This is a genomic window from Margalitia sp. FSL K6-0131, assembly GCF_038008735.1.
GTDB lineage: Bacteria > Bacillota > Bacilli > Bacillales > Bacillaceae_C > Margalitia > Margalitia shackletonii.
In genome coordinates this window covers 2,631,037-2,657,188 of sequence record NZ_JBBOZS010000001.1, presented here as the reverse complement: position 1 = coordinate 2,657,188, position 26,152 = coordinate 2,631,037, and the positions used below count along the sequence as shown (strand labels likewise).

Here is a 26,152-nt window from a genome sequence, read left to right as displayed (position 1 = left end):
TGAACTTTCCTTATTTTATCAAAGAAGCATCGATGAAGAAAACAATTAGACTTTGAGGAACTATTTAAATACTTCTAAATGTTCTTAATACATTGAGTTTGAATGCAAGCATATATATACTTAATGTAAAAACTACTGTAAATACTTTATAAAGCAATGGGGGATGCTTGTGGACTACGACGTTATTGTTGTTGGGGCTGGTTTAGCAGGTTTAGTTACTGCAACGGAAATTGCCGATTCCGGAATAAAGGTCCTCCTTCTTGATCAGGAGCCCGAAAGCTCACTAGGCGGACAGGCATGGTGGTCGTTTGGCGGTTTATTTTTAGTAAACTCCCCTGAACAACGAAGGATGGGTATTAAGGATTCGACAGAATTGGCTTGGCAGGACTGGCTTGGAACAGCAGGGTTTGACAGAGAAGAAGATGAAGATATTTGGGGAAAAAAATGGGCGAGGGCGTATGTTGAGTTTGCTGCTGGTGAGAAGCGTGAGTGGCTTCATAATATGGGAGTAAGATTTTTCCCTGTTGTCGGATGGGCAGAACGAGGTGGCTATCTTGCTGATGGACACGGAAATTCCGTACCAAGATTCCATATCGTATGGGGAACTGGCCCTGGCATCGTAGCGCCTTTTGAACGAAAGCTGAGAGAACATATAAAAAATGGATTGATTGAATATCGGTCCAGACATCGTGTAGACCGTCTATTAACAAGAAATGGTGCTGTAGAAGGGGTAAGTGGGTCTATTTTAGAACCAAGCACTGTATCTCGCGGAGAAGCAAGTTCTCGTGAAATAATAGGGGAATTTGAATTTAAAGCAACCATTGTTGCGGTGACAAGTGGTGGAATAGGTGCAAATCATGATTTAATCCGGAAAAATTGGCCAAGTCGACTTGGAACACCACCGAGGCAAATGCTTTCTGGTGTGCCTGCGCATGTCGATGGAAGAATGCTTGCGATAACAGAAGATGCTGGAGGACGTATCGTAAATCGAGATCGGATGTGGCACTATACGGAAGGAATAAAAAATTGGAATCCTGTTTGGAATCTTCATGGGATCCGTATTCTTCCCGGCCCATCTTCCATTTGGTTAGACGCAAAGGGAAGGAGATTTCCCGCTCCTAATTTTCCTGGTTTCGATACTCTTGGAACATTGGAAGCTATTCAAAAAACCGGATATAGCTATTCATGGTTTATCCTGACACAAAAAATTATTGAACGGGAATTTGCCTTATCAGGTTCCGAGCAAAATCCAGATTTAACAGGGAAAAGTATTAAACAGGTATTAGAAAGAGCATTACCTGGCGCTTCTGCACCTGTCCAAGCTTTTATGGATAAAGGGGAAGATTTTGTTATTGCAAATACATTAGCTGATCTTGTAGAGGGAATGAACAACCTGACAGATAAAAAGCTTCTTCAATTAAAGGAAATTGAAAAGCAAATTCAAGCACGCGATCGCGAAATCGAGAACCCTTTTACAAAGGACCTGCAAATAACGGCTATTCGTGGTGCACGCAAATATCTTGGGGATAAATTAATTCGTGTGGCCAAACCACACAAAATACTGGATCCTAAAAACGGACCTCTTATAGCAGTTAAACTGAATATTATTAGTCGAAAGACATTGGGAGGACTGCAAACCGATTTATCAGCAAAAGTTCTTGATTCGTTGGGTAATCCAGTTCCCGGTCTTTATGCCGCAGGAGAGGTGTCGGGATTCGGAGGAGGAGGCGTACATGGTTATCGTGCTTTAGAAGGTACATTTTTAGGAGGATGCCTCTTTAGCGGAAGGGTTGCTGGCCGAGCTATTGCAGCAGAATTAAAATAGAAACAAACTATACATGATAAATAATTTATATTATAGATAAATATTTTCCTATTTCTAAATAAAGAAAAGAGCTTATTCTATAGTTTTCTCACCTAGAATAATAAGCTCTTTTTCTACATTATTTAATACCGCCCATCATGTGCTCCATTATCTCTTTATAGGAGTGATCTGCCATCCCTTTGGCATAGGCTTCTTGCAATGGATACAATTGGTAATTTTTAAATTTATGATTATACACAAACGTAGGGTAGAATTGCATATCCTCTAATTTAATGTTGTTTCCATTGGTGGTTACATCTTTTGTAACCTTCACTTCAAACATACCGCCGATATCTTTGTAATCCCACATTTGTCCAGAAATAAAGTTCCCGAGCGAGTATATAACAATCGCATCACGTCCATCCTTTGTATGAAACTTTTGGATTGGCTGCAAGACATGAGGATGACTGCCAAGAATGATATCTGCACCGCCATCTGTAAAAAGCTTTGCTAGTTGCTGTTGTTCTTCATTAGGTTGGCGTTGATATTCAATCCCCCAATGCATACCTAAAACAACAACATCTGCTTGTGCACGTGCTCTTTTTAGCTCAGCCAAAATCTTATCTTTATCTATCATATTAACCAGATAATCTTTACCCTCTGGTATTGGAATTCCATTCGTTCCGTAGGTATAAGAGAGAATGGCAATTTTAATGCCATTAACATTTTCAATTCTTAGCGTTTCTTGATCCTCTTTGCTTTTAAACGTCCCAACATGCGGCAAATGTACTTTATCATAGTAGGTAAGGGCACTTAACAATCCTTTCTCGCCCTTATCGAGAACATGATTATTTGCGGTTGTAACAAAATCAACACCAGCATCCATAATAGCATCCACAATTTCATACGGGCTGTTAAAGCACGGATAGCTGGAAACACCTAATTGCGCTCCGCCTGGGGTCGATTCTTGATTGGCAATCAATAAATCAGGTTTTTTCATTATAGCTTTAACATTTTGAAAAATCGGTTTAAAATCATACCCGTACTTGGTTTTTGCATCTTCATACACCCAGTCATGAATAAGTACATCCCCAATTCCACCAATTACAGCACTTGAATGGAACTCCTTTGTTTTTACACTTAATGTTCTTGTCGTGTTTGTTGCGACTGTAAATGTTTTTTTAGACACTGCTTGTTTCCAATTATCGAATTGTATAAAGAATAATACCCCTATAGCAACAAGCAAACATAGCAATAATATACCTGCAACCTTATGTTTTCCCCTCATCCCATAACCAGCCTTTACTTTTATATCTATACTGCTATCTTACTATACCAATGTATATTAGTGGAGGTTTTATGCGAAATTTGTAGAAAGTTTAAAAGATTACAGAAAAGCGCAAGCCCGCAGCACTAGCGTACGGATTTCGTAGTCGCTCACCTCGAGATAAAGGAAACACAGTGAGGTAGTTCACAAGCTGATGTTGACTTATCGTAGGGAGGAGACAAGAAATCCACTAGTCGATATCTGCTTACGCTAGACAAAATTTAACTTGTTAAATTATTTAGATGTTGAAAAATTTTATACTTTCCTCCTTTAAATAAAAAAGCGTCCTAATCATCTATATTAGGACGCTTCTCTACTTATGACCATTTATATCCATTTTACTTTTGGCTCTGTTTTTTCTCTAATTCGTTTGATGTTCGCCCGATGTCGATAGATGACAAAAAATGCGATTGCAAAAATGACAACAAAGAACGGCCAATCATGACGAATCAACATATCGATAAAAGCGTAAATGATCGCAAATACTCCACAAATAATCGAGGACAGCGATACATATTTGCTTATTTTTAAGCTAACGAGAAAAACAATTACAATTAATAAAAATAATAGAGGACTGTAAGCCAAGATAACACCGCCTGATGTAGCCACCGCTTTTCCACCTCTAAAGCCTGCAAAGATTGGAAAGATATGTCCAATCACTGCAACCAATCCGACTAATAATGGGTGAAAACCTGCTGATACTCCAAAAATAAGAGGAAGGCAGGTAGCTAATGTACCTTTTAGAATATCTGCAACAGTAACAGCAATACCCGCCTTTTTACCTAACGTCCGGAAAGTATTGGTTGCTCCAAGATTCCCGCTCCCATGTTCACGAATATCTATTCCGTAAAAAAGTTTTCCTACAATTAATCCTGAAGGAATTGAACCTAGTAGGTAGGCAAGAATTAGTATGAGTGCATAAATCATTCACATAGCTCCTTTAATGCTAGTTCAAAAGAAATCGTTTGGAATTCTTTTATCTATTCAAATTTATTATTGCTTTATTATTGTATCATGTAAAGAATGTGAAAGAAAAAAGATTTTTTAATCGTTTAGGGCATAAATAAAAAATTTAATCCTATGGATACACTTAAAAAAATGTTTATTTCTAGCACCATCAACTATCATCTAGGAGATGACCGAGATGTTTTCACATTTGTTTTAAAAAAGTCATATTTTTACTCTTTTCACGGACTTTTTCCTCCTGTACGATTAGATTATGGCATTTAGGAGGATAATGATGGAAACGATACCTTTAAGATCTAGACCCAAAAGAAAAACAAAATGGCCTTTGACTATTATTTTGCTTTTATTCATCATAACGGGAACTCTATTATATATATATTACCCCTTTGCATCTACGAAAAAAGGAAACTATTTATCAGGAGAATATCCGATATTGATTAAAGGGGCAATACACGGTAATGCAATCCGCAGTGAAAATGAACTTTATATCCCACTTAATACAGTAAAAAATCAAATAGATGATAGTATTTATGAAGAAAGTCATTCCCTTATCATCACAACCAAATTAAGTGTGATTCAAATTCCATATAATCAAAAGGTCTTGTATGTGAATGGAAAGCCGAAACAAACAAAATTCCCTATAATGAAGAACGTATCGAATCATACATATATATCGCTTGAAACACTGCAATCACTGTACCCAATACAATACGAGATCACGAAGCATACGGGAGTCATTTGGATCCATTTGGATGGTGAACAATACGATAACGGAAAAATAGTATCAAAGAATGTTCGGAAAGCTTTCTTACGTCTTCGAATGCGCCAGAACTTGCAATCCCCGTACGTTACTGAGGTTAATAGGGGAGAAACTGTTCACATTGAACGGGAATATAAAGAATACTATTTTGTTAGAACTCTTGATGGGTTTGGGGGGTATATTCAGAAGGCTTATGTCAAAAAGGAAAATGCTAAACATGTGCAAATCCCTTTTCCTAAAGAAGTTATTAACCTTCCAGCTATCTCAAAGCCAATCCAAATGTCTTGGGAAGCCGTTTACACCAAAACACCAAATCCATCCCAGCTGCCAATCATGGCTGGAGTCAATGTAGTCTCACCGACATGGTTTCGATTAAAGAATGAAAACGGGGATATTTCAAACCTATTATCATCGAAATATATTAAATGGGCAAAACAGCATCATATACAAGTTTGGGCACTATTTTCTAATTCATCTAATCCTGATTTAACAAAAGCTGCTTTTAGCACATTTGAGAAAAGACAAAAAATCATTCAATCGATAGTAAAAATTGCAAATAAAGAGCATTTAGACGGAATAAATATTGATATCGAAAATGTCCGCCCAGAAGATGGACCACTAGTCACACAATTTGTACGTGAAATAACGGCTTTGCTCCATGCCAATCATAAATATGTTTCGATGGACATTACCTTTATTGCAAAAGGAAATTGGTCTGAATTTTACGAGCGGGAAAAACTAGGAAAAATTGTTGATTACCTTATCATAATGGCATATGATGAACATTGGGCAAATTCACCGGTAGCGGGAAGTGTTGCAAGCTTGCCATGGGTAGAAAGTGGACTTAAGCCGATATTAAAATTAGTTCCAAATGATAAAATCATCTTAGGTGTGCCTTTTTATTCAAGGTTATGGAAAGAGGAATGGAAAGATGGCAAAAAAAATACATCTTCCCGTGCATTAACCATGAACCAAGCAAATGAATGGATAAAGAAGCACAAAGTAAAAGTACAAATGGATTCCGAAAGCGGACAGCATTATGTTCAGTATTTAGATTCCAAAACCAATATCACATATAAAATGTGGATTGAGGATGAGTATTCTTTGGCTAAGAGAGCAGATATTGCAGGTCATAACCAATTAGCAGGCATCGCTTCTTGGGCGCGGGCATTTGGTAACGAACATGCCTTTATGTCACTGCAATCTACCCTTTCTGCCTACAATCAAAATTAATATTACGTACTTTATGAAGTTAGGGGTTTTAAAGAATGAAAACATTTTTGTCAGCCATCCAATGGATGGCTTTTATGATTGCCGGTGCTATCGCAGCACCAATCGCTATAGCTGATCTATTTCACTTAAATCCGATTGAAACATCAGCATTTGTACAAAGAACGATTTTCGTATTAGGAATTGCTGGACTATTACAAGGATTTATCGGTCATCGCCTACCAGTTTCAGAAGGACCTGCAGGCTTATGGTGGAGCGTATTTGCCATTTATGCCGGCTTTGTCGGGACCATTTATTCCACTAGCATTGAAGCGTTGAATGCACTTAGCGGAGGCATGATTTTTAGCGGTATCGTTTTCTTTCTTCTTTCTGCCTTCGGGTTAATTGAGAAGTTAGCAAGGCTTTTTACTCCAACTGTAACGTTTATTTATCTCTTTTTGCTGATCCTGCAGTTAAGCGGTTCCTTTATAAAAGGAATGCTTGGATTATCGGAGGAACAAGCCCATATACAACCTAAAGTAGCTGTGTTATGTATCGTCATTATTCTTGTTACTTTTTACCTTGGTCAAATGAAAATACAATGGGTACGGCAATTTTCCATTATTTTCGGATTATTGATAGGATGGATGCTTTTTATCCTTTTTGGACTAGCACCAAAGGTTCCAAGCAGCCACGCGATAATCGCCTTTCCAAAACTTTTTCATTTTGGAAAGCCAACCTTTGATGCAGGTGTATTAACCACTTCCTTTTTCATAACGATATTACTAACGACTAATATGATTGCTTCGATTCGAGTGATGGAAGAGGTTTTAAAAGGATCTAAAACCAAACCAGTTAGCTTTAAAAAGTCTGGCTTCATTTCCGGAATCAACCAAATACTTGGCGGGGTTTTTTCTGCAATTGGCTCCGTGCCAATTTCCGGTTCAGCAGGATTTGTATCTCAAACTGGTATTAAGTCCATAAAACCATTTATTATTGGCGGCGTTTTAGTAACCGTTATTTCCTTGCTTCCACCGCTTATGAATATTATGTCAGCACTTCCTGCACCTGTGGGCTATGCGGTAACCTTTGTCATTTTCACGAAGATGATTGGGCTTGCACTATCGGAAATTGAAAAAGTTACAGATCGACAAATTACTTATACAACTGCCGGAATCGCTTTAATGGTAGGGGTTGGAACGATGTTTTTGCCTGCGGAAGCAACCGTGAAACTTCCTGCATTCATCGGATCCTTAGTCAATAACGGATTAGTGTTAGGAACCATTATTGCCATCATTTCAGAGCAATACTTGCGTTGGCAAAAGAAAAGAAAATCAGCTTCATCCGTATCGTAAGTTGCAGGAATCGCTAGAAAAGCGTACGATAAGAAAAAAGACACATGGGGGTTTTTGAATGACAATTGAAAATCCAAGCAGAGAAGAAATCAAAGGGATTTTAAAAAAAGCGAAACGTATAGCCGTAGTAGGGTTAAGTGATAATCCCGAGAGAACATCTTATATGATTTCAGAAGCAATGCAAAAAGCGGGCTATGAAATTATTCCTGTTAATCCTTCTGTCGAGAGTGTGTTGGGTGTGAAGGCTGTTTCATCCCTTAAAGAAATTGAAGGACATGTGGATATTGTCAATGTGTTCCGCAGGTCCGAATATCTGCCGGAGATTGCAAAAGAATTTGACGAAATCGACGCAGATATCTTCTGGGCACAATTAGGCCTTGAAAATGAAGAAGCATATCAATTTCTGAAAGAAAAAGGATATACGGTAATTATGAATCGCTGTATTAAAGTCGAACATGCCTTAACAAAATGAGTTTCTTTAAACAAGCGTATTTCTTTTATGGTACGCTTGTTTTTTATTCATTTAAAAACTCCCAATTAACGGCTATGAAGCCTATTATAGATTCACGATGGATTTTTAAAAAGTACAGTAGTTTCACGGATCATTCAGGCAGAAAAATTGTTTGTCTTTAAAAAGTAATTTGCCAAATAAGAATTTATCGTTAAAATAGTTCATAGACGCTTGTTCGGATATGTTATAATGATAAGCGAACAGATGTTTGTTTCATCATTTTAATTAGGCTGTTTTCATGTAAATTCTATTGTAGACTTAGCCTAGGGGCACATTTTCTTAAAGATGTGTTAATCATTCTTAACTTAAATAAGGTTTTTATTGGTTTTCGTCTACAAAAGCAAGATAGTTTATGAAATAGCCTTTGATAATGATTTACGATTGTTTTATATAGAGACAGAGAGTTGTGTTGTTGAAAGGGGAATTTTTGTGACAAAGAAACAAGACTTAATTGAGTATAACGATGATGCCATCCAGGTGCTGGAGGGTCTTGAAGCGGTTCGGAAACGTCCGGGGATGTATATAGGATCAACTGACGCGCGAGGATTGCATCACCTTGTATATGAAATTGTCGATAATTCCGTTGACGAGGCACTTGCCGGCAATGGTGATCATATTATTGTCAAAATCCATAAGGATAATAGTATAAGTGTAGATGACAAAGGGCGCGGTATGCCGACAGGAATGCATAAGTTAGGAAAACCAACGACAGAGGTAATTTTTACAGTCTTACATGCCGGGGGTAAGTTTGGGCAAGGCGGATATAAAACGGCAGGTGGATTACACGGTGTTGGTGCTTCCGTTGTAAATGCTTTATCGGAATGGTTGGTTGTAACCATCAAGCGTGATGGGTATGTATATGAGCAACGATTTCGTGATGGCGGAATACCGGAAACGACCCTTGAAAAAATCGGAAAATCAAATCAAACAGGGACAAACATCCATTTCAAGCCTGATCCGACTATTTTCAGCACTACCACCTTTAATTACGACACCCTTTGTGAGCGATTAAGAGAATCCGCCTTTTTATTAAAAGGTTTAAAAATTGAGATTATCGATGAACGCTACGGCCAAAGTGACACCTTTCATTATGAAAACGGCATTGAAGCATTCGTTGAATACTTAAATGAAGGGAAAGATGTTCTGCATCCCGTTGTCATGATTGAGGGGGAAGCCAGTGATATTGAAGTTGAATTTGCTTTCCAATTTAACGACGGATTTTCAGAAAATATCCTCTCCTTCGTTAATAATGTGCGTACAAAGGACGGGGGAACCCATGAAGCAGGCGCCAAAACCGCATTAACACGAGTGATAAATGAATATGCACGGAAGGTTAACCTTTTAAAAGAGCGGGATAAAAACTTAGACGGAACAGACATTCGGGAAGGATTATCCGCTATCGTATCTGTTCGAATTCCGGAAGAGTTTCTGCAATTCGAAGGACAAACAAAAGGTAAGCTAGGTACGAGTGAAGCACGTTCTGCTGTTGATACTGTCGTTTCAGAGCATCTAGCCTATTTTCTAGAAGAAAACCCTGATTCCAGTAATTTATTAATTAAAAAGGCTATAAAAGCAGCACAAGCAAGAGAAGCAGCGAGAAAAGCCCGGGAGGAAGCACGCAACGGGAAAAAGAAAAAGAAATCAGAGAGTATCCTTTCAGGAAAACTAACTCCTGCCCAATCGCGAAATCCGGAAAAAAATGAACTTTATCTTGTTGAGGGTGATTCCGCTGGAGGTTCGGCAAAACAAGGCCGTGACCGTCGTTTCCAAGCCGTTCTTCCGCTTCGTGGAAAAGTAATTAACACGGAAAAAGCGAAGCTTCAAGACATTTTTAAAAATGAAGAAATCAATACCATCATTCATACAATTGGAGCGGGTGTCGGACCTGACTTTAATATTGAGGATGTTAATTACAATAAAGTGATCATTATGACAGATGCCGATACGGACGGTGCTCACATACAAGTACTGCTCCTTACTTTCTTCTATCGTTATATGCGTCCATTGATAGAAGCTGGAAAAGTATATATCGCCCTCCCGCCGCTTTATAAAGTAAGTAAAGGGAGCGGTAAAAAAGAGGTAATCGAGTATGCTTGGACAGAAAATGAATTGCAATCGGTGATAAAAAAAGTTGGAAGAGGCTATATGCTTCAGCGATATAAAGGTCTTGGCGAAATGAATGCAGACCAATTATGGGAAACAACGATGGATCCGGAATCAAGAACATTAATTCGTGTACGTATTGATGATGCTGCAAGAGCAGAACGCCGGGTAACAACCTTAATGGGAGATAAAGTGGAACCGCGACGGAAATGGATTGAAAATAATGTTGCTTTTGGACTGGAAGAAGATCAAAGCATATTAGAGAATGAAAATCTTACTGTCGAAGGAGGGGAACAGATCTAATGACAACAGTAGAACGTTTTCAAGATTTACCTTTAGAAGAGGTTATTGGAGATCGTTTTGGACGATACAGTAAATATATTATTCAAGATCGTGCCCTTCCAGATGCTAGGGACGGTCTAAAGCCAGTGCAAAGGCGTATTTTATACGCGATGCATGTAGAGGGAAACACTGCAGATAAAGGCTTTCGAAAATCTGCTAAAACAGTCGGAAATGTTATCGGTAATTACCATCCTCATGGAGATACATCTGTTTATGATGCAATGGTAAGGATGAGTCAGGATTGGAAGGTTCGCAATGTACTAGTAGAAATGCACGGAAACAACGGTAGTATTGATGGCGATCCTCCTGCTGCTATGCGTTATACAGAGGCGCGTCTTTCTGCTATCGCATCTGAACTTTTGCTTGATATTGATAAAGACACAGTTGATTTCATCCCAAACTTCGATGATACATCTAAGGAACCAACTGTTCTGCCAGCACGGTTTCCTAATCTATTAGTAAATGGATCAACTGGTATATCAGCCGGATATGCAACAGATATTCCTCCTCATCATCTTGGGGAAGTAATTGACGGAACCATTATGCGTATTGAACGTCCTGATTGTACAGTAGAGGATCTTATGACGATTATTAAAGGTCCTGATTTCCCAACTGGCGGAATCATTCAAGGTATTGAAGGGATAAAGAAGGCATATGAAACAGGCAAAGGAAAAATGGTGGTCCGCGGGAAAACATCCATTGAGGATATGCGTGGCGGGAAGCAGCAAATTGTTGTTACTGAAATACCTTATGAAGTCAATAAAGCTAATTTAGTAAAAAAAATTGACGAGCTTAGACTAGATCGTAAAGTAGAAGGCATTTCAGAGGTCCGAGATGAAACGGACCGCACAGGACTTCGTATTGTCATTGAATTAAAAAAAGATGCTGATGCCGAAGGAGTTCTGTACTATTTATTCAAAAATACGGACTTACAAGTATCTTATAACTTTAATATGGTCGCAATCCATAATCGCCGTCCAAAATTACTTGGTATTCGTGAGCTTTTAGACTCCTATATTGAACATCAAAAGGATGTCGTGACGAAACGTACGAAATTTGATTTACAAAAAGCGATGGATCGTCAGCATATAGTAGATGGACTAATGAAAGCATTATCCATTTTAGATGAAGTAATCGCGACCATCCGTGCCTCTAAAGATAAACGCGATGCTAAGGATAACTTAATTGCCAAATATGAATTTACAGAGCCACAGGCAGAAGCGATCGTATCATTGCAGCTATATCGCTTAACCAATACCGATATTACGGCCCTTCAAAAGGAAGCAATGGAATTAAACAAGAAAATCGAAGAATTAACAGCCATTCTTGAAAGTGAAAAAAACTTACTAAAAGTAATTAAAAAAGAACTACAAGAAATTAAAAAGAAATATGCGGACGCACGCAAAACAAAAATCGAGAATGAAATTGAAGAGATAAAAATCAATTTAGAGGTTATGATTCCTAATGAGGACGTTATGGTAACGGTTACGAAAGATGGTTACGTGAAACGTACAAGCATTCGTTCTTATACAGCTTCTAACGGTCTTGATCTTGCCATTAAAGAAACCGATCGCTTGTTATTCCAAGAGGAAATTAATACCACCAACGTTATTTTACTCTTTACGAATAAAGGAAATTACTTGTATTGTCCAGTACATGAATTACCAGATATTCGCTGGAAGGATCTTGGCCAGCATATTGCTAATATTGTACCAATCGAAAAGGACGAACAAATTGTTAAAGTTATTACTATTCAGGATTTTTCCGCACCACAATTCTTATTATTCGTAACAAAAAATGGAATGGTCAAAAAGACTGAATTAAGTCAGTATAATGCACAAAGATACTCTAAACCATTAGTTGCTATTAATTTAAAAGGAGATGACGAAGTAGTAGATGTTCATCTTACGGATGGTCAAAAGGATTTATTTATAGCAACTCATATTGGCTATGGTCTATGGTTCAGTGAGGAAGAAGTTAATATCGTAGGAGCAAGAGCTGCCGGTGTAAAAGGAATTAATCTGAAAGAAGGAGACTATGTTGTCTCTGGAAAAATCATTTTGGATCCTGACAAAGAATTCATTTTCATTGCTACCCAAAGAGGAGCGATTAAGAAAATGAAAATCGCAGAATTTGAAAAGACAACTAGGGCAAAACGCGGTGTTGTAATGCTAAGAGAATTGAAAAATAATCCGCATCGTGTAGCAGGTATGGATATCGTAGACAATAGTGATATTATGAACGTTCAAACAGAGCAAAATAATATCGAACAAATTAATATAGCGGAAATGCGTGCAAATGATCGTTATTCTAATGGCTCCTTTATTTTTGATGAATCGGAGAACGGATTAACAGTAGGCATTTGGAAGGATACAACCAACAAGAAAGATACAGAAAACAACTAAAAGGTTCCTATCATTTAAACTTGTCACTAAGGTGGCAAGTTCTTTTTTATCTTAATTCAGGGAAAAATTACATACTTTCTATCTATTTGCCAATAATAGTAACAATCGGAGAAAAAGGAGTTTTTAAAATGAAAAAAGAATACTTACTAGCTATTACTGCCTTTTTCATGCTGAGCTTTACAACTGTTGCGATTACTTATGCAGGTGAAGAAGCTACCCCTGCTATCTCCATTATTAAAACATATAAAGAGGATATAAATGGGGATGGAAAAAAAGAGAAGATAGTGTTAAAAGGGACCCCAAATCAGCAGGGAGGCAAATATTATAAAAAAATTTGGTCGGAAATTGTTTTCCAAAATAAATCAATCGTTAAAATTAAGTATAGTCCGGGATTAGAACCAAAAATCGAATTTACTGATTTAAATCATGATGGAATAAAAGATATGCTAGCTTCCAGCTCCACAGGCGGGAGCGGGGGTATTTATAACTATCACTTGAATACGATAAAAGATCAAAAAGCGGTTGCAATTCCTTTACCACCCCAATTAAATCTTCAAGGGCAATTTGAGAATAACTTCAAAGCAACGATAAATGTTACAGAAACAAAAGAAAGATTCCATCTTAATGTGATCAATCGCAAAAAAGAATACATTCAAACAGGTTTGTATCAAGAAAATGGAAAATTAAATGAACCAACCGAACTAATGATTGATCCAGTTGCTATGTATAAAATAACAAAGGTTAGAGGAAAAAAAGGATATGGGCTTAGGTCTTACAGACAAGTTAGTGGTGCATACCATGCAGATTCACTAGGCGTTCTAACGGCAACCTGGTATTTCGAAAATGGAAAATGGAATTTGATTAAGACAAAATGGGCAAAAAGGTAACCTTTTATAGGCAAGTATCATATACTGAGTTAAGTAATGATTAAGGGGGTTGCTTATCGTGAGCGAATGGACATCTGAAACACTTTCAGTGAATATTGCTCCTCCAGCGACAGTCTTTCACCCATTGGAAGGAAGAAAATATACCTTATCACAGTCAGAATATACCGGAAAACTATTTTTATCGATTAGCAACCAATTCAGCAAACAAACAAACGACTTAGATGTATCAGAGATTCTCCAAGCCGAATGGATTACCTTAATGGGAGAATACGCGCTTAATGGTAATATAAGCATGAATGGATCAGAATCCGATAGAAGACTCACTCAAGTTCGTTGTATGATCTTTCAAAAGGAACTGCCGGAATTGATTCGGATGCTTGTAATAGCAGATAATCAATTTTTCAACAATTATCCATTGCTATTGGATGCACCCATTATCATCCATTTCAATACCGACATTCCTGAATTCAGCGGAACCTTCCAACTAGGAACTCCTAGACAGTACCTTTTAAAGCCTATTGTCACTAGTACGTAGAAACAAATAAAACAGTCACAAAAAACATGAGACGGTTTGTATACTGTGTCATGTTTTTGTATTTTTAATAGATAATTTTATTAGGTCATGTTATTTTGGAATTAATAATAAAGGAAAACTAATAAATATATATAAATTGCATTACTAGGGGGAGAACGATGAAAAAATACATATTATCATTGGACCAAGGAACAACGAGCTCGCGCGCAATATTATTTGACCATGACGGAAAAATAGTTCATGCAGCCCAGAAAGAATTTACACAAATTTTTCCGAAACCTGGCTGGGTGGAACATAATGCAAATGAGATATGGGGATCGATTCTTGCCGTTATTGCAACAGTCCTTTCTGAGTCTGGAATTAAACCAGATGAAATAGAAGCAATTGGGATAACTAATCAAAGAGAAACTACTGTTATTTGGGATAAAGAAACAGGACAACCAATATATAATGCCATTGTATGGCAATCAAGACAAACCTCCGATATTTGTGATGACTTGAAAGCAAGAGGTTATAACGATATATTCAAGGATAAAACAGGCTTATTAATTGATCCTTACTTTTCAGGTACTAAGGTTAAATGGATACTGGACCATGTAGAGGATGCCCGCAAAAGAGCGGAAAATGGGGAATTATTGTTTGGCACAATCGACACCTGGTTAGTTTGGAAATTATCCGGCGGAGCCGTCCATGTTACCGACTATTCTAATGCGTCAAGAACCTTAATGTTTAATATATATGATTTAACATGGGATGAAGAATTATTGGAAATTTTGTCCATACCTAAATCATTGCTTCCGGAAGTCCGACCATCTTCTGAAATTTATGCGAAAACTTCTTCCTCTCACTTCTTTGGCCACGAAGTGCCAATCGCAGGTATTGCCGGTGACCAACAAGCCGCATTATTTGGCCAAGCTTGTTATCAGACAGGGATGGCAAAAAACACTTATGGCACAGGTTGCTTTATGTTGATGAATACAGGTGAGCAGGCTGTTAAATCAAAACATGGCTTATTAACTACGATAGCATGGGGAATTAACGGTAAAGTTGAATATGCATTAGAGGGCAGTATTTTTGTTGCCGGATCAGCTATTCAATGGTTACGAGATGGAATGCGTATGTTTAAGGATGCAAGTGATAGTGAAAACTATGCTTCCAAAGTAGATTCAACAGATGGTGTTTATGTTGTACCAGCCTTTGTTGGTTTAGGTACACCTTATTGGGATAGTGATGTGCGCGGGGCAGTTTTCGGTATTACAAGAGGTACAACAAAAGAGCATTTTGTTCGTGCAACACTGGAAGCTCTCGCCTATCAAACACGGGATGTCCTAACAGCGATGGAATCGGATTCAGGAATTTCCTTAAAAACGCTCCGTGTGGACGGCGGTGCAGTGAAAAATAACTTTTTAATGGAGTTTCAAAGCAATATATTAGGTGTTCCGGTTGAACGGCCGTTCGTAAATGAAACAACTGCACTTGGAGCTGCTTTTTTAGCAGGTTTAGCAGTGGGATTTTGGAATAATCAGCAGGAGATTGCAGCCCAATGGCATGTTGACCGAAGATTTGACCCAAACATGAGGGAGGAGAAAAAGGAAGAACTATATAGCGGCTGGAAAAAGGCTATTCAAGCGGCAAGAGCATTTAAATAGCGATTCGTATGTAATTAAATTGTTTTTTAATAGGGACTGAATTCTCTCAAGCTGCAAGCCCTTAAAGACATACGAATCTTATCAATAAAATGCGAAATGCTAAATAGAGCTCGCCATGGTAATAGCCGATTATTCCTATGTTTAGCGATATCTTCAGCAACACTTACACTAAGACACTTTTTGAAGTTAAAAACCTTGATTTTTTATGCAAGCAGAAAAATCAAGGTTTTTGTATTGTCTTCTTTTGGGTTACAAAACAAAAATCCCCTACAGACATATTGTTACGTTCTTATGACGTAAGTGGGAATGATATGCCCAGACTAACACATCTCCTGCATAAGATACATGTTGTTACATTTAGGTAACAAATGACTTCTTGTGTTTTTAAAAACTAGATGCTCCCGAATTATTTACTGTTTAATGCAACACCGATACAATTCAGTCATAAGTACTTTTACTTTCCTTACACAAGAAGAGAAATGAAAAAAAGACACTTTACATTACAATTTTTGCGGTAGGACTCTACAAATCGCAACCAGCTATTTAGCTGTTACATTACCCGGAGGTGTATAGAGAATGACACAAGGTATTAAAATTGTAACGATTGGCGGGGGATCTAGTTATACCCCTGAACTAGTAGAAGGATTCATAAAACGATATCATGAATTACCAGTTAGAGAGTTATGGCTAGTGGATATTGAAGCAGGAAAAGAAAAATTAGAGATTGTAGGGAGCCTTGCAAAAAGAATGATTGAAAAAGCAGGTCTTCCCATCGACGTTCATCTAACATTAGATAGAAGAGCAGCTTTAAAGGATGCTGATTATGTTACAACTCAATTCCGTGTAGGGTTACTGGATGCTCGTGCTAAAGATGAAAGAATTCCTTTAAGTCACGGTGTATTAGGACAAGAAACAAATGGACCAGGTGGATTATTTAAGGGGTTGCGTACCATTCCAGTTATTTTGGATATTGTAAAAGATATGAAAGAATTATGTCCAGATGCTTGGTTAATCAACTTTACAAATCCTGCTGGCATGGTGACAGAGGCTGTTCTTCGTTACACTGATCACAAGAAAATCGTTGGCTTATGTAATGTTCCAATCGGGATTGAAATGGGGGTTGCAAAGCTATTAAATGTTGATCATTCCCGTATTCGTATTGATTTCGCTGGTCTAAATCATATGGTATTCGGATTAGATGTGTATCTAGACGGAGTTAGTGTAAAAGATAAAGTAATTAATTTGTTATCCAATCCTGAGAACAGCAGCTTTGTTAAAAACATAAAAGGACAAGGCTGGGAGCCAGAATTTATTCGGGCATTAAATGTCTTAACTTGTCCATATCACATGTACTACTACAAGAAAGATGAAATGCTGCAAAAAGAATTGAAAAACTTTAAAGATGGCACAACGAGAGCGGAAGTCGTTCAAAAACTTGAAGCGGAACTATTTGAGTTATACAAAGATCCAAATTTAGCAATTAAACCACCTCAATTAGAGGAACGCGGTGGAGCATATTACAGTGATGCAGCGGTTCGTCTCATTTCGTCTATTTATAACGATAAACGTGATATTCAGCCGGTTAACACCATTAATAACGGAGCTATTGCAAGTATCCCGTATAAGTCCGCCGTTGAAGTAAGTTGTGTGATTACAAAAGAAGGACCAAAGCCAATCATCAACGGAGATCTTCCAGTGGCAGTTCGAGGACTTGTACAACAAATAAAATCATTTGAACGTGTAGCAGCAGAAGCGGCTGTAACAGGCAACTATGATACTGCATTACTTGCAATGGTAATTAATCCTCTTGTTCCTTCTGATAAAGTTGGTAAAGCTATCTTGGATGAAATGTTAGAAGCACATAAAGAGTATTTACCGAAGTTTTTCCAAAAAGTTGAAGCGTAAAACAATAAAAATTGTTCTAGTGTTTATAGCACTAGAACAATTTTTATTGTAAAATCAGGCTTTTTTCATTACGCCATGAAAGCGCCTGATTGTTGAAGATCATTGTGTTCGAATAGTATGGAGGATATTATAAACTTAATCAACTGCTGTCATAAACTCATATAACTGAGATCCAATTTTGCTACTCTTAGCAGCTAATGAAACAGATCTTTTAAAATTCACAATCGGTAAAGAAGAGAGTTTAAGATGACTTATATTCTTAGCTACTAACTCAGGTACAATCGTGATTCCCATCCCACCCATTACATATCCATAGATAAAGTCCCCGAAAGCAACCTCACTAATAATGTTTGGCTTGAGCCCTAGTAACTCCATTTGGGAAATAATATGATTTCTTGAATCACAAGGAGCTTGATGAACAATTAGTTGTTCCTCACAGAGTTCAGCAAGATCAACGCTCTTTTTTAACTGAAAACGATGATCTAAAGGAAATACGACATAGTAAGATTCCATAAACAATTCGCAATTCCACAACGACTCATTCCTATACGATGTATCAACAAAGGCGGCATCAAGTCTTCCTTCCTGTAAGGACTGTACTAATTCCTTTGAAGTGTTTTGAAGCATTAATGTCATTGGTCTATCCAATAATCGAACCCCTTTGATCCTTGATGGTAAATAATAAGTAGCTAAACTGGGTAGACTGCCTATTGCGATAGGAGTAGTACGGCAAAATTGTCGTAATTCCTGGCGAATCTCCGTTAGTTCTGCAATGACCGGCAATATTCGAATGTGGAAACGTTCACCAGCTTTAGTCAGTTCTATACCAGCAGATGTTCTATGAAACAATACAACTTCAAGATCATCTTCCAGATTACGAATGTGTTTGCTCAGTGCTGGTTGAGAAATATTATTTTCTTTTGCTGCCTTCGAAAAACTTTTTTGCTTAGCTGCCTCAGCAAAACTTTGTAACCACTCTAAATTCATTACCTTCCTCCATTTATTATAACGATTTGTTATATCCTCATAAAATAATGATTGTTCCTTCTTCATTATTTATTTGGTAATCTCTTAAATATCGAAGTCCATTCGATTATAACATAATGTTTTAGGTAATCGGCTAATGTGAATTTCGTTTCAAACTGCGATAAACAAAATAAGTAGAAACGGTTAACTAAGCATAGAACTAACTGACATATATAAGGGGGATTACCATGCGAAAAGTTCTTCTTCTCACTATAGGCATGTTCGCTCTTGGATTTGATGCCTATGTGATGGCTGGCTTGTTGCCTGAAATTGGTGCAACATACAATATTCGTGATTCACAATCAGGACAAGCAGTGAGTGTATTTACGCTTTGTTATGCACTTGCTGCTCCCATTTTTGCGACAGTATTAGCAGGAAAACCAGTTCACAAAATTTTAGTAATGGCACTTGCTGTCTTTTCAATAGGAAACGGAGTTAGTGCACTGGCCCAAAATTTTCCCATGTTGCTTATTGCTCGTGCAATAGCAGGCATCGGTGCAGGCCTATATTCGCCACTGGCTGCTGCAGCTTCAACTTTAATTGTTAGCGAACAAAAAAGCGGTCGTGCCCTGGGAATGACACTAGGCGGTATGAGTATGGGTACAGTTGTAGGGGTTCCACTTGGATTAATTACGGCTGAACACATAGGGTGGAAGGGGACTCTTTGGTGTATCACCGCTATTGGTATAATCTCTATGTTTGGGATCATAACCAGGTTTCCGAATCTCCCTGCTGAGACTCCTCCGTCGTTACGTCAACGTTTAGCCTTGATTACCGATAGACGTGTTTCGACCATAGTTGGCATTACGTTTGTTACCAGCATTGCAAGTTTAGGTCTTTATACGTACATCGCACCCATTTTACAGAGCCTTGAAGGTATTCATAATGTGACTCCATATTTGTGGGCATGGTGCATCGGCGGTGTAATCGGGAGTTTTTCGATTGGAACTCTGATTGACCGAACGGGACGTCCAGCCCTGCTTATGGCCTGCATCCTAGTGATATTGGCATTTGCGATATTTAGCTTACCAACCGCACTTAAATTTCCTGTAATAGCGTTTTTACCTTTCTTTTTTTGGGGGACAGTGGGATGGGCTTCATTAGCTCCGCAACAGCATGTATTACTTCACTTACAACCTAAACATGGTGCAGCTGCCGTTGCATTAAATAGTTCTGCCAATTATTTAGGGAGCGCAATCGGTTCCACTTTCGGGGGAATTGTCCTGTTTGCCGGTTTAACACCTTCTTATTTTCCTTTTGCTGCTGGCTGTCTTGTTTTAGTAGCATTTTTCGGACAATTGATTCTAATGTTAACAAATAAAAAGGAAAGTAAAATTAGTTAAATTTCTGAACAAAAGAGAAGTAGTTATTTCTAAAGTCTCTCTTAATGAAATTAGATGAACTTAAGTGATGCTATTTTTAATACCGTTCAATCTTCTAACGTTGTTAAAAATGGGGAGCGACAGGAAAATGGGCTTAGCGTTGAAAATCCGCATTTTCCTGTCGTTACTCTATTTTTTTGTTATTCCTTAAATAAATGGATCGTCGACATAAGGGCCTTTAATGGCAAGACGCATTAACTGCGTTGCCATAAAGGTAGGAGTGTATGGCATATCATTTTCTAACCACCATACAATTACCCCTAGAAAAGCGGAAGCATAATACCGGACTGCGATATCCCGAGGTACGGTGAGCATTTTATCATTCGGTTGCATAATGTTTATTCCTCTTGAAATAAAATCAATAAGGACATCCATCATACTGGCAGTGAAGTGGGGCATATTTTTTTCGGTAAGAAAAACTTTATATAATTTACTATTTAGCGAAATTTGTTCAAATAAATGGATGAAATTTCTATGCGGTTTTCCACTTAAAAAATCAAATTCATCTTTTCCTTCAAAAGACATGTTAATACTTTCGGTTAAGTCATTTAATATTTCTTCTGAACTTTGGTATAGAAGGTCAAATTTGTCACGATAATGCAGATAGAAGGTCGCACGATTTAACATTGCTTGCTTTGCAATATCTTGAACAGTAATTTTTTCATATCCCCGCTCACAAATTAATTCAACTAGTGCATCTCTTAACATTTGACGTGTTCTTATAACACGCGGATCCATTTTTTTCGACATTTTTATCCTCCGTGTATTACTTTTCTTTTTTTCGCAACATCCATGAATTGATTGTCGACTAAACGACGTATTTACAAATGATGTTGGTTGTCCTTTTGTACATGATTGTTATAATGAGATTAACACCATGGTGTTGATAAAACAACAGTCTGTTTATGTATTCACAATATCGTAATGATTGTGGTACTTTCTTACATTAACTTTTTTTTGGAGGGAATAGATATGGCAAGATTAGCTGGAAAAGTAGCAATTATTACTGGTGCAGCAATGGGAATGGGCGCTTCTGAAGCAAAACTATTTGCAAAAGAAGGCGCAAAAGTTGTCGCAACAGATCTTCAAGTTGAAGCATTGAACGAAGTTGTAAAAGAGATTAAAGATAATGGCGGCGAGGCAGTAGCAATTAAACATAATGTAACTTCTGAAGAAGAATGGAAATCTGTCATTGCCGAAACGGTGAAATTATACGGAAAAGTCGACGTTCTCGTGAATAATGCAGGTGTATCTTCTCCGAAAACAATCGCCAACATGGAGATGGATGAATGGAATAAGATTTTGGATATTGACTTAAATGGATGCGTAATCGGGATGAAATACGTGATCCCTGAAATGAAAAAAGCAGGAGGTGGTTCGATCGTTAATATTTCTTCGATTGGCGGCCTTGTTGGGATGGCAGGTACAAGTCCATATACTGCTGCTAAAGGAGCACTTCGAGTATTATCAAAATCTGCGGCGGTTGAATATGGTAAGGATAAAATTCGTGTGAATTCCGTACACCCAGGAATCATCGTTACACCAATGACATTGCCAACGATGGAAGAAGGAGGCGCTTTACCTTATTATAAAGCGTATACACAGCTTCCATACTTTGGTGAACCAGAGGATATTGCATATGGTGTACTATTCTTAGCTTCTGACGAATCTCGTTTTATGACTGGTTCTGAATTAGTTATCGACGGTGGATGGACAGCTCTTTAATCCGTATCCTTTAAAATAATGTTTCATTCTAATAGATTGGTGGATTTGTAGTTACTATTCTTATTAAAAAAGTGGTGGAGAGAGTGCATTTTGTGCACTCTCTTATTTTTTATATGCATTTACATTAATTATCGACTATCGAACAATTAAGTAAAAAAATCCGTAAACATAATATTATTATGTAAACTCAAATATTAGTATGCTAAAGGTTATCATCTCATTCAAAAGTCGTAGATACAATTCAAACTATTCTCTGAGGGTAGAACTTCCAGAATCCTTTAAGCTAAATACAAGAAGAAATTCACATTAAAGAGGAGAGGAAATTGAAAATGATAAAAGAAAAAGTGGTTATGATTACAGGCGCATCAAAAGGTTTAGGGAGAGCATTGGTTTTAGCTTTTGCAAAGGAAGGAGCTCGTTTAGCCATCTGTTCTAGGTCATCCGAGGGGCTGCATGCGGTAAAGAGCGAAGCGGAAGCATTAGGGGCTGAGGTGCTTGCCGTTATAGCAGATGTATCAATAGCAAGGGACGTGGAGCGGTTTGTTGCGATGACGGAGGAGACCTACGGGCAAACGGACGTCCTTATTAATAATGCTTCTATTTTAGGGCCAAGTCCCATGCCATTGTTGCTCGATTATCCGGAAGAAGATTTTGCCGAAGTTTTAAGAGTAAATGCCATTTCGCCATTTTTAGTGACCAGGCGAGTTATTTCGGGGATGCTTCAGCGTAATCAAGGCTCCATCATTAATGTGACATCGGAAGCGGGGCATATTGGCTATGCGGGCTGGGGCGCATATGGTATTTCAAAATTTGCGGTCGAGGGTCTAACTCAAACATGGGCAAATGAATTAGAGTCAACAAATGTTCGGGTAAACTTGGTCGACCCGGGGGAAATGGATACCGAAATGCATCAATTAGCTGTTCCTGATTGTGATTATCCACTCGCTAAACCGGAGGAAGTAGTGGACATTTTCTTGTATTTGGCGTCGGAAAAATCTGTTGGCATTAACGGGCGGCGATTTGAAGCCCAAGAATTTTCGGGGGAATTATGATGACGAAAGCAACTACGTTTGATTTTTACCTCCCCTCTGAATTAAATGCCTCCCATCCTCCTGAAAGACGGGGGATAAGGAGGGATCATGTTAAGATGATGGTTTTAGATAGAATAACAGGGAATATTAGGCATGACCAATTTTTTCAGTTGTCTAATTATCTAAAGCAAGGTGATTTGGTTGTTTTGAACAACAGTCGTACCATACCAGCCATTCTGCAAGCAAAGTTGCTGAGAGAAACGAAGCTGATAGAAGAAAATGTAGAAATCCGGCTCGCCAGGAGTCGTGATGAAGAAGTTTGGGACGTGCTGATTGTAGCAAATGAGATTAAAAGGGGTGATATCTTACAATTTTCATCCGATCTTTCTGCCATCGTAATTGAATATACAGATAGCAGTCCCCTAAGAACGATTCAATTTTCCAAAAAAGGAACAGAACTATTTAACCGTATTTATGCGCTCGGGGAACCGATTCGCTATGAATATATTCATCAACCATGGGCGTTGGATTACTATCAAACTGTATTTGCCAGTGTGCCAGGTTCCGTTGAGATGCCTTCCGCAGGCAGAGCATTTAGCTGGGAATTATTGTTTAACCTACAGCGCAACGGTATACAGCTTGAATTTATTCAGCTTCATACGGGACTAAGTTACTTACTGGATGACGAGCTGGAGACATCACCGACAGATAATTATGAAAAATATCATCTTTCCGAGACAACCGTAGAGAAAATAGATAAGACAAAAGCATCAGGGGGAAGAGTGATCGCTGTTGGTACAACAGTAGTTAGAGCACTGGAGAGTGCAGCAATGACCGGTGTGTTATCGGGGGTGACGAATCTATATATCAACCAAAGTTTTCCGCTAAAGTTTGTGGATGGAATTATTACTGGATTTCATGAACCTAAAGCAAGCCACCTAGACATGCTTACAGCCTTTTTGCCGCAGGAATTATTATGGAATGCTTATGATGAAGCGATAAAGAATAGATACCAATGGCATGAATTTGGGGATATGAATTTAATCATTTAAAGGGGGAATCTCCATGCGATTTCACCATTTTGCGAATGAAGTAAAAGATCTGGAGACATCGGTTGCTTTCTATAAGGAATTATTTGGTCTTCAAGAAGAACAGCAAATTGTTATCGGTGAGGAAAAAAATGTCTTTTTGGTATCGGATCATTTTCGTCTTGAACTCACTTCCGGTGGAGGGCAGTCAGTAGATCTACACCAAGCCGTTCACATATGTTTTGAGGTCAACAGCATAAAGGAAGTCATCTATCGTTTTAACAAGAATGGCATTGCTGCATTGGAAGGACCCATAAAGCTTGAGAATGACTGGCAAACGGTATTTTTTGAAGGGCCAAATCATGAGGTTATCGAATTTTTACAGGTGAATGGAGAAAGAGTATAAGCTGACCGTCAAAGCCAGCTTATACTTATGTAATAAGAATTTAATTACAGCAGCTAAATACAACTTATTTACCGATGCTTGATTAATCAACAATCTAAACAATAAAGCAAAAAATTGGCAAACATAAAATTGTTATGTAAACTTAGATGTTCGTTTTAAATGATAGCAGTAATTGCAACTGTAGAACAAAAATTAAACTCCAGGTAATGACATATCAACAAAAACTAAGTATAAATGATAAATTTTTTATTCATAATGGGAAATCTTCATTAAGATCTATATTAATAATTATTCCGTGTGCAAACTAATTAAAGTTAGATCTTAGTAGAAAAAATCTTCTCTGTCTCATTATTTAAAGTATTCTTAGGATATGAGACAGAGATTATTGTTTTTCCACTGCTTCCTATAATATATATTACGTCGGGGGCGTTTTAAGAAATATAAAAGTTAGAGTATTCATCTCTACTCTATCCTGTTTCTATATCCGCTGTTTTTTATATTATTTAAATCAATAAATTGTACGCTATATTCAATGACATCATTTATGTATAAATGATGTTCCTTTGCAAACTTTTTAACGTTTTCAAGTAATTCTTTATCATAGGTTGTTTTATATTGAACTCTATCCTTCGGTCTCGTTTCTTTATTATAAGTTATAACACCTTGTGTTAAAACATTTTTAAGGCCGTTTTCAATAAGATAGTTTACATGTGAATCAAATTCCAATGCTAATGTATGAAGATCCTCTAATATAGATTTACTAATATTTGTTCGAAACTTGATTCTTGATTCATCACTCGTTTGTACCAAACTACCATTAATTAATTTCCACAAATTAATCACTCCTCATAAATATTATTTAACTTTCATTAGGCATTCGCTGAGTTAAACGATCTTTCTTGTATTGTACGAAATTATCTTTCGCATCCCGATATATTATTTTTGCTAACTTCGGAAGATCATATTTGCCTTTTACCCAAACTCTATAAATAGCATTTCCTGCCAGGCTAATGGCCGATGTAATTTCTGAACGTAGGTTCCAGCTTTGGAAAACATTTAAAAGACCATCTGCGAATTCAAAGCTTGCTGTTGTAATGTTCATTACATATCCTGTACTCTGTATCCAACCATCTCCGTCTATAACGCCTCTAATAAAAGAAGGTAAATATTGATCCGGTATATTAGGAAATGGAACCGTCAATGACTTTTTGGATTTAACACCTAAATTTGCTAAATCCATTTTTATTTCTTTTGAATTTATGATTAATGTTGGAGTTGTTCTGGTTGATCCACTTGGAGCTAAAACAAAATCCGCTTCCATATATTCGGCAATTAATTGGAGTAGCCTTTTATCTTTTTGGGAAAATGAAATGCTATGGAGATCCTTATGTACATGTCCATCAGTAATAAATAAGCCTAAAACCCATGCCATTTCATGTGACCATACTTTAAAAAAATCCTCATTCACTTTATGTTTACGAGGTTGTCCAGAAAATTGCTCTCGATTCATCTTAACTCCATGCTTATACATAACATTTCTGATAGCACGGTCGGATATTCCAATGATGGAAACCATTTCTTTAAATGACATACCGTCTTTATACATTTTAATGATCATCTCATCTGTTATTCCCGGTTTTCTAGGCAATTCACACCCCCCACTTCATCTACAATTCTATCTGATTTTTATTATATCACAAATATAGAATGTACGTTCTTATTTATATAAAAATTAAAGATATCTGCACATTGAGTTTACAATTCTTTAATATTCAGATGATATGATTGGCTTACCA

21 protein-coding genes are annotated in these 26,152 nt (G+C 37.6%); 15 read left to right on the top strand and 6 right to left on the bottom strand.

The window, feature by feature from the left end:
* The first annotated feature begins 148 nt into the window (after nt 1-148).
* Nucleotides 149-1,825, top strand: a complete 1,677-nt coding sequence (locus NSQ59_RS12920; protein WP_340833160.1) for an FAD-binding dehydrogenase — start codon at nt 149-151, stop codon at nt 1,823-1,825.
* 118 nt (nt 1,826-1,943) lie between these two features.
* Here the strand turns inward: NSQ59_RS12920 and NSQ59_RS12915 are convergent, their stop codons facing one another.
* Entirely contained in the window at nt 1,944-3,092 is a 1,149-nt protein-coding gene (locus tag NSQ59_RS12915; protein ID WP_055739726.1) for a CapA family protein, read from the bottom strand.
* A gap of 366 nt (nt 3,093-3,458) precedes the next feature.
* Nucleotides 3,459-4,058: a glycerol-3-phosphate 1-O-acyltransferase PlsY gene (plsY, locus tag NSQ59_RS12910; protein WP_055739725.1), complete on the bottom strand. Its 600-nt coding sequence runs from the start codon at nt 4,056-4,058 to the stop codon at nt 3,459-3,461.
* A gap of 313 nt (nt 4,059-4,371) precedes the next feature.
* On the opposite strand from plsY, the gene NSQ59_RS12905 reads away from it, so the two are divergent.
* From NSQ59_RS12905 to NSQ59_RS12865, 9 genes are all read left to right on the top strand, one after another.
* Nucleotides 4,372-6,090: a glycosyl hydrolase family 18 protein gene (locus NSQ59_RS12905; protein WP_055739724.1), complete on the top strand. Its 1,719-nt coding sequence runs from the start codon at nt 4,372-4,374 to the stop codon at nt 6,088-6,090.
* Nucleotides 6,091-6,125: 35 nt separating this feature from the next.
* Entirely contained in the window at nt 6,126-7,421 is a 1,296-nt protein-coding gene (locus NSQ59_RS12900) for a purine/pyrimidine permease (protein WP_055739723.1), read from the top strand.
* 58 nt (nt 7,422-7,479) lie between these two features.
* Nucleotides 7,480-7,893, top strand: coding sequence for a CoA-binding protein (locus NSQ59_RS12895; protein ID WP_055739722.1), 414 nt, complete (start codon nt 7,480-7,482; stop codon nt 7,891-7,893).
* A 468-nt stretch (nt 7,894-8,361) separates the two neighbouring features.
* The gene (gene parE / locus NSQ59_RS12890; protein WP_055739721.1) at nt 8,362-10,338 is read left to right on the top strand and encodes a DNA topoisomerase IV subunit B; all 1,977 of its coding nucleotides are present in this window, start codon (nt 8,362-8,364) and stop codon (nt 10,336-10,338) included.
* Nucleotides 10,338-12,782, top strand: a complete 2,445-nt coding sequence (parC, locus tag NSQ59_RS12885) for a DNA topoisomerase IV subunit A (RefSeq protein ID WP_055739720.1) — start codon at nt 10,338-10,340, stop codon at nt 12,780-12,782. The genes parE and parC overlap by 1 nt, the downstream gene beginning before the upstream one ends.
* A gap of 128 nt (nt 12,783-12,910) precedes the next feature.
* Nucleotides 12,911-13,669: a hypothetical protein gene (locus NSQ59_RS12880; protein WP_340831541.1), complete on the top strand. Its 759-nt coding sequence runs from the start codon at nt 12,911-12,913 to the stop codon at nt 13,667-13,669.
* A gap of 58 nt (nt 13,670-13,727) precedes the next feature.
* Nucleotides 13,728-14,204 (top strand): staygreen family protein, encoded by a 477-nt coding sequence (locus NSQ59_RS12875; RefSeq protein ID WP_055739718.1) that lies wholly within the window; start codon nt 13,728-13,730, stop codon nt 14,202-14,204.
* A 158-nt stretch (nt 14,205-14,362) separates the two neighbouring features.
* Nucleotides 14,363-15,853: a glycerol kinase GlpK gene (glpK, locus tag NSQ59_RS12870; RefSeq protein ID WP_055739717.1), complete on the top strand. Its 1,491-nt coding sequence runs from the start codon at nt 14,363-14,365 to the stop codon at nt 15,851-15,853.
* A gap of 576 nt (nt 15,854-16,429) precedes the next feature.
* A complete protein-coding gene (locus tag NSQ59_RS12865; RefSeq protein ID WP_055739716.1) occupies nt 16,430-17,758 on the top strand; it encodes a 6-phospho-beta-glucosidase in 1,329 nt (442 codons plus the stop codon).
* A gap of 135 nt (nt 17,759-17,893) precedes the next feature.
* Here NSQ59_RS12865 and NSQ59_RS12860 read toward each other — a convergent pair whose 3' ends face one another.
* The gene (locus NSQ59_RS12860; protein WP_055739715.1) at nt 17,894-18,745 is read right to left on the bottom strand and encodes a LysR family transcriptional regulator; all 852 of its coding nucleotides are present in this window, start codon (nt 18,743-18,745) and stop codon (nt 17,894-17,896) included.
* A gap of 227 nt (nt 18,746-18,972) precedes the next feature.
* On the opposite strand from NSQ59_RS12860, the gene NSQ59_RS12855 reads away from it, so the two are divergent.
* Nucleotides 18,973-20,127, top strand: coding sequence for an MFS transporter (locus NSQ59_RS12855; protein ID WP_055739714.1), 1,155 nt, complete (start codon nt 18,973-18,975; stop codon nt 20,125-20,127).
* A 186-nt stretch (nt 20,128-20,313) separates the two neighbouring features.
* On the opposite strand, the gene NSQ59_RS12850 is transcribed toward NSQ59_RS12855, so the two are convergent.
* A complete protein-coding gene (locus tag NSQ59_RS12850; RefSeq protein ID WP_083489306.1) occupies nt 20,314-20,916 on the bottom strand; it encodes a TetR/AcrR family transcriptional regulator in 603 nt (200 codons plus the stop codon).
* Nucleotides 20,917-21,138: 222 nt separating this feature from the next.
* On the opposite strand from NSQ59_RS12850, the gene NSQ59_RS12845 reads away from it, so the two are divergent.
* From NSQ59_RS12845 to NSQ59_RS12830, 4 genes are all read left to right on the top strand, one after another.
* Entirely contained in the window at nt 21,139-21,891 is a 753-nt protein-coding gene (locus NSQ59_RS12845; RefSeq protein WP_055739712.1) for an SDR family NAD(P)-dependent oxidoreductase, read from the top strand.
* Nucleotides 21,892-22,220: 329 nt separating this feature from the next.
* A complete protein-coding gene (locus NSQ59_RS12840) occupies nt 22,221-22,943 on the top strand; it encodes an SDR family NAD(P)-dependent oxidoreductase (protein ID WP_055739711.1) in 723 nt (240 codons plus the stop codon).
* Entirely contained in the window at nt 22,943-23,974 is a 1,032-nt protein-coding gene (locus tag NSQ59_RS12835) for an S-adenosylmethionine:tRNA ribosyltransferase-isomerase (RefSeq protein WP_235950419.1), read from the top strand. The genes NSQ59_RS12840 and NSQ59_RS12835 overlap by 1 nt, the downstream gene beginning before the upstream one ends.
* Before the next feature lie 13 nt (nt 23,975-23,987).
* On the top strand, nt 23,988-24,356 hold the full coding sequence (locus NSQ59_RS12830) for a VOC family protein (protein ID WP_055739709.1): 369 nt from the start codon (nt 23,988-23,990) through the stop codon (nt 24,354-24,356).
* Between the two features lie 462 nt (nt 24,357-24,818).
* Here the strand turns inward: NSQ59_RS12830 and NSQ59_RS12825 are convergent, their stop codons facing one another.
* Entirely contained in the window at nt 24,819-25,199 is a 381-nt protein-coding gene (locus NSQ59_RS12825) for an rRNA methyltransferase (RefSeq protein ID WP_244885869.1), read from the bottom strand.
* 16 nt (nt 25,200-25,215) lie between these two features.
* Nucleotides 25,216-26,004 carry an LAGLIDADG family homing endonuclease gene (locus tag NSQ59_RS12820; RefSeq protein WP_055739707.1) on the bottom strand — a complete coding sequence of 263 codons (789 nt, stop codon included), beginning with the start codon at nt 26,002-26,004 and terminating at the stop codon, nt 25,216-25,218.
* Nucleotides 26,005-26,152 lie beyond the last annotated feature (148 nt).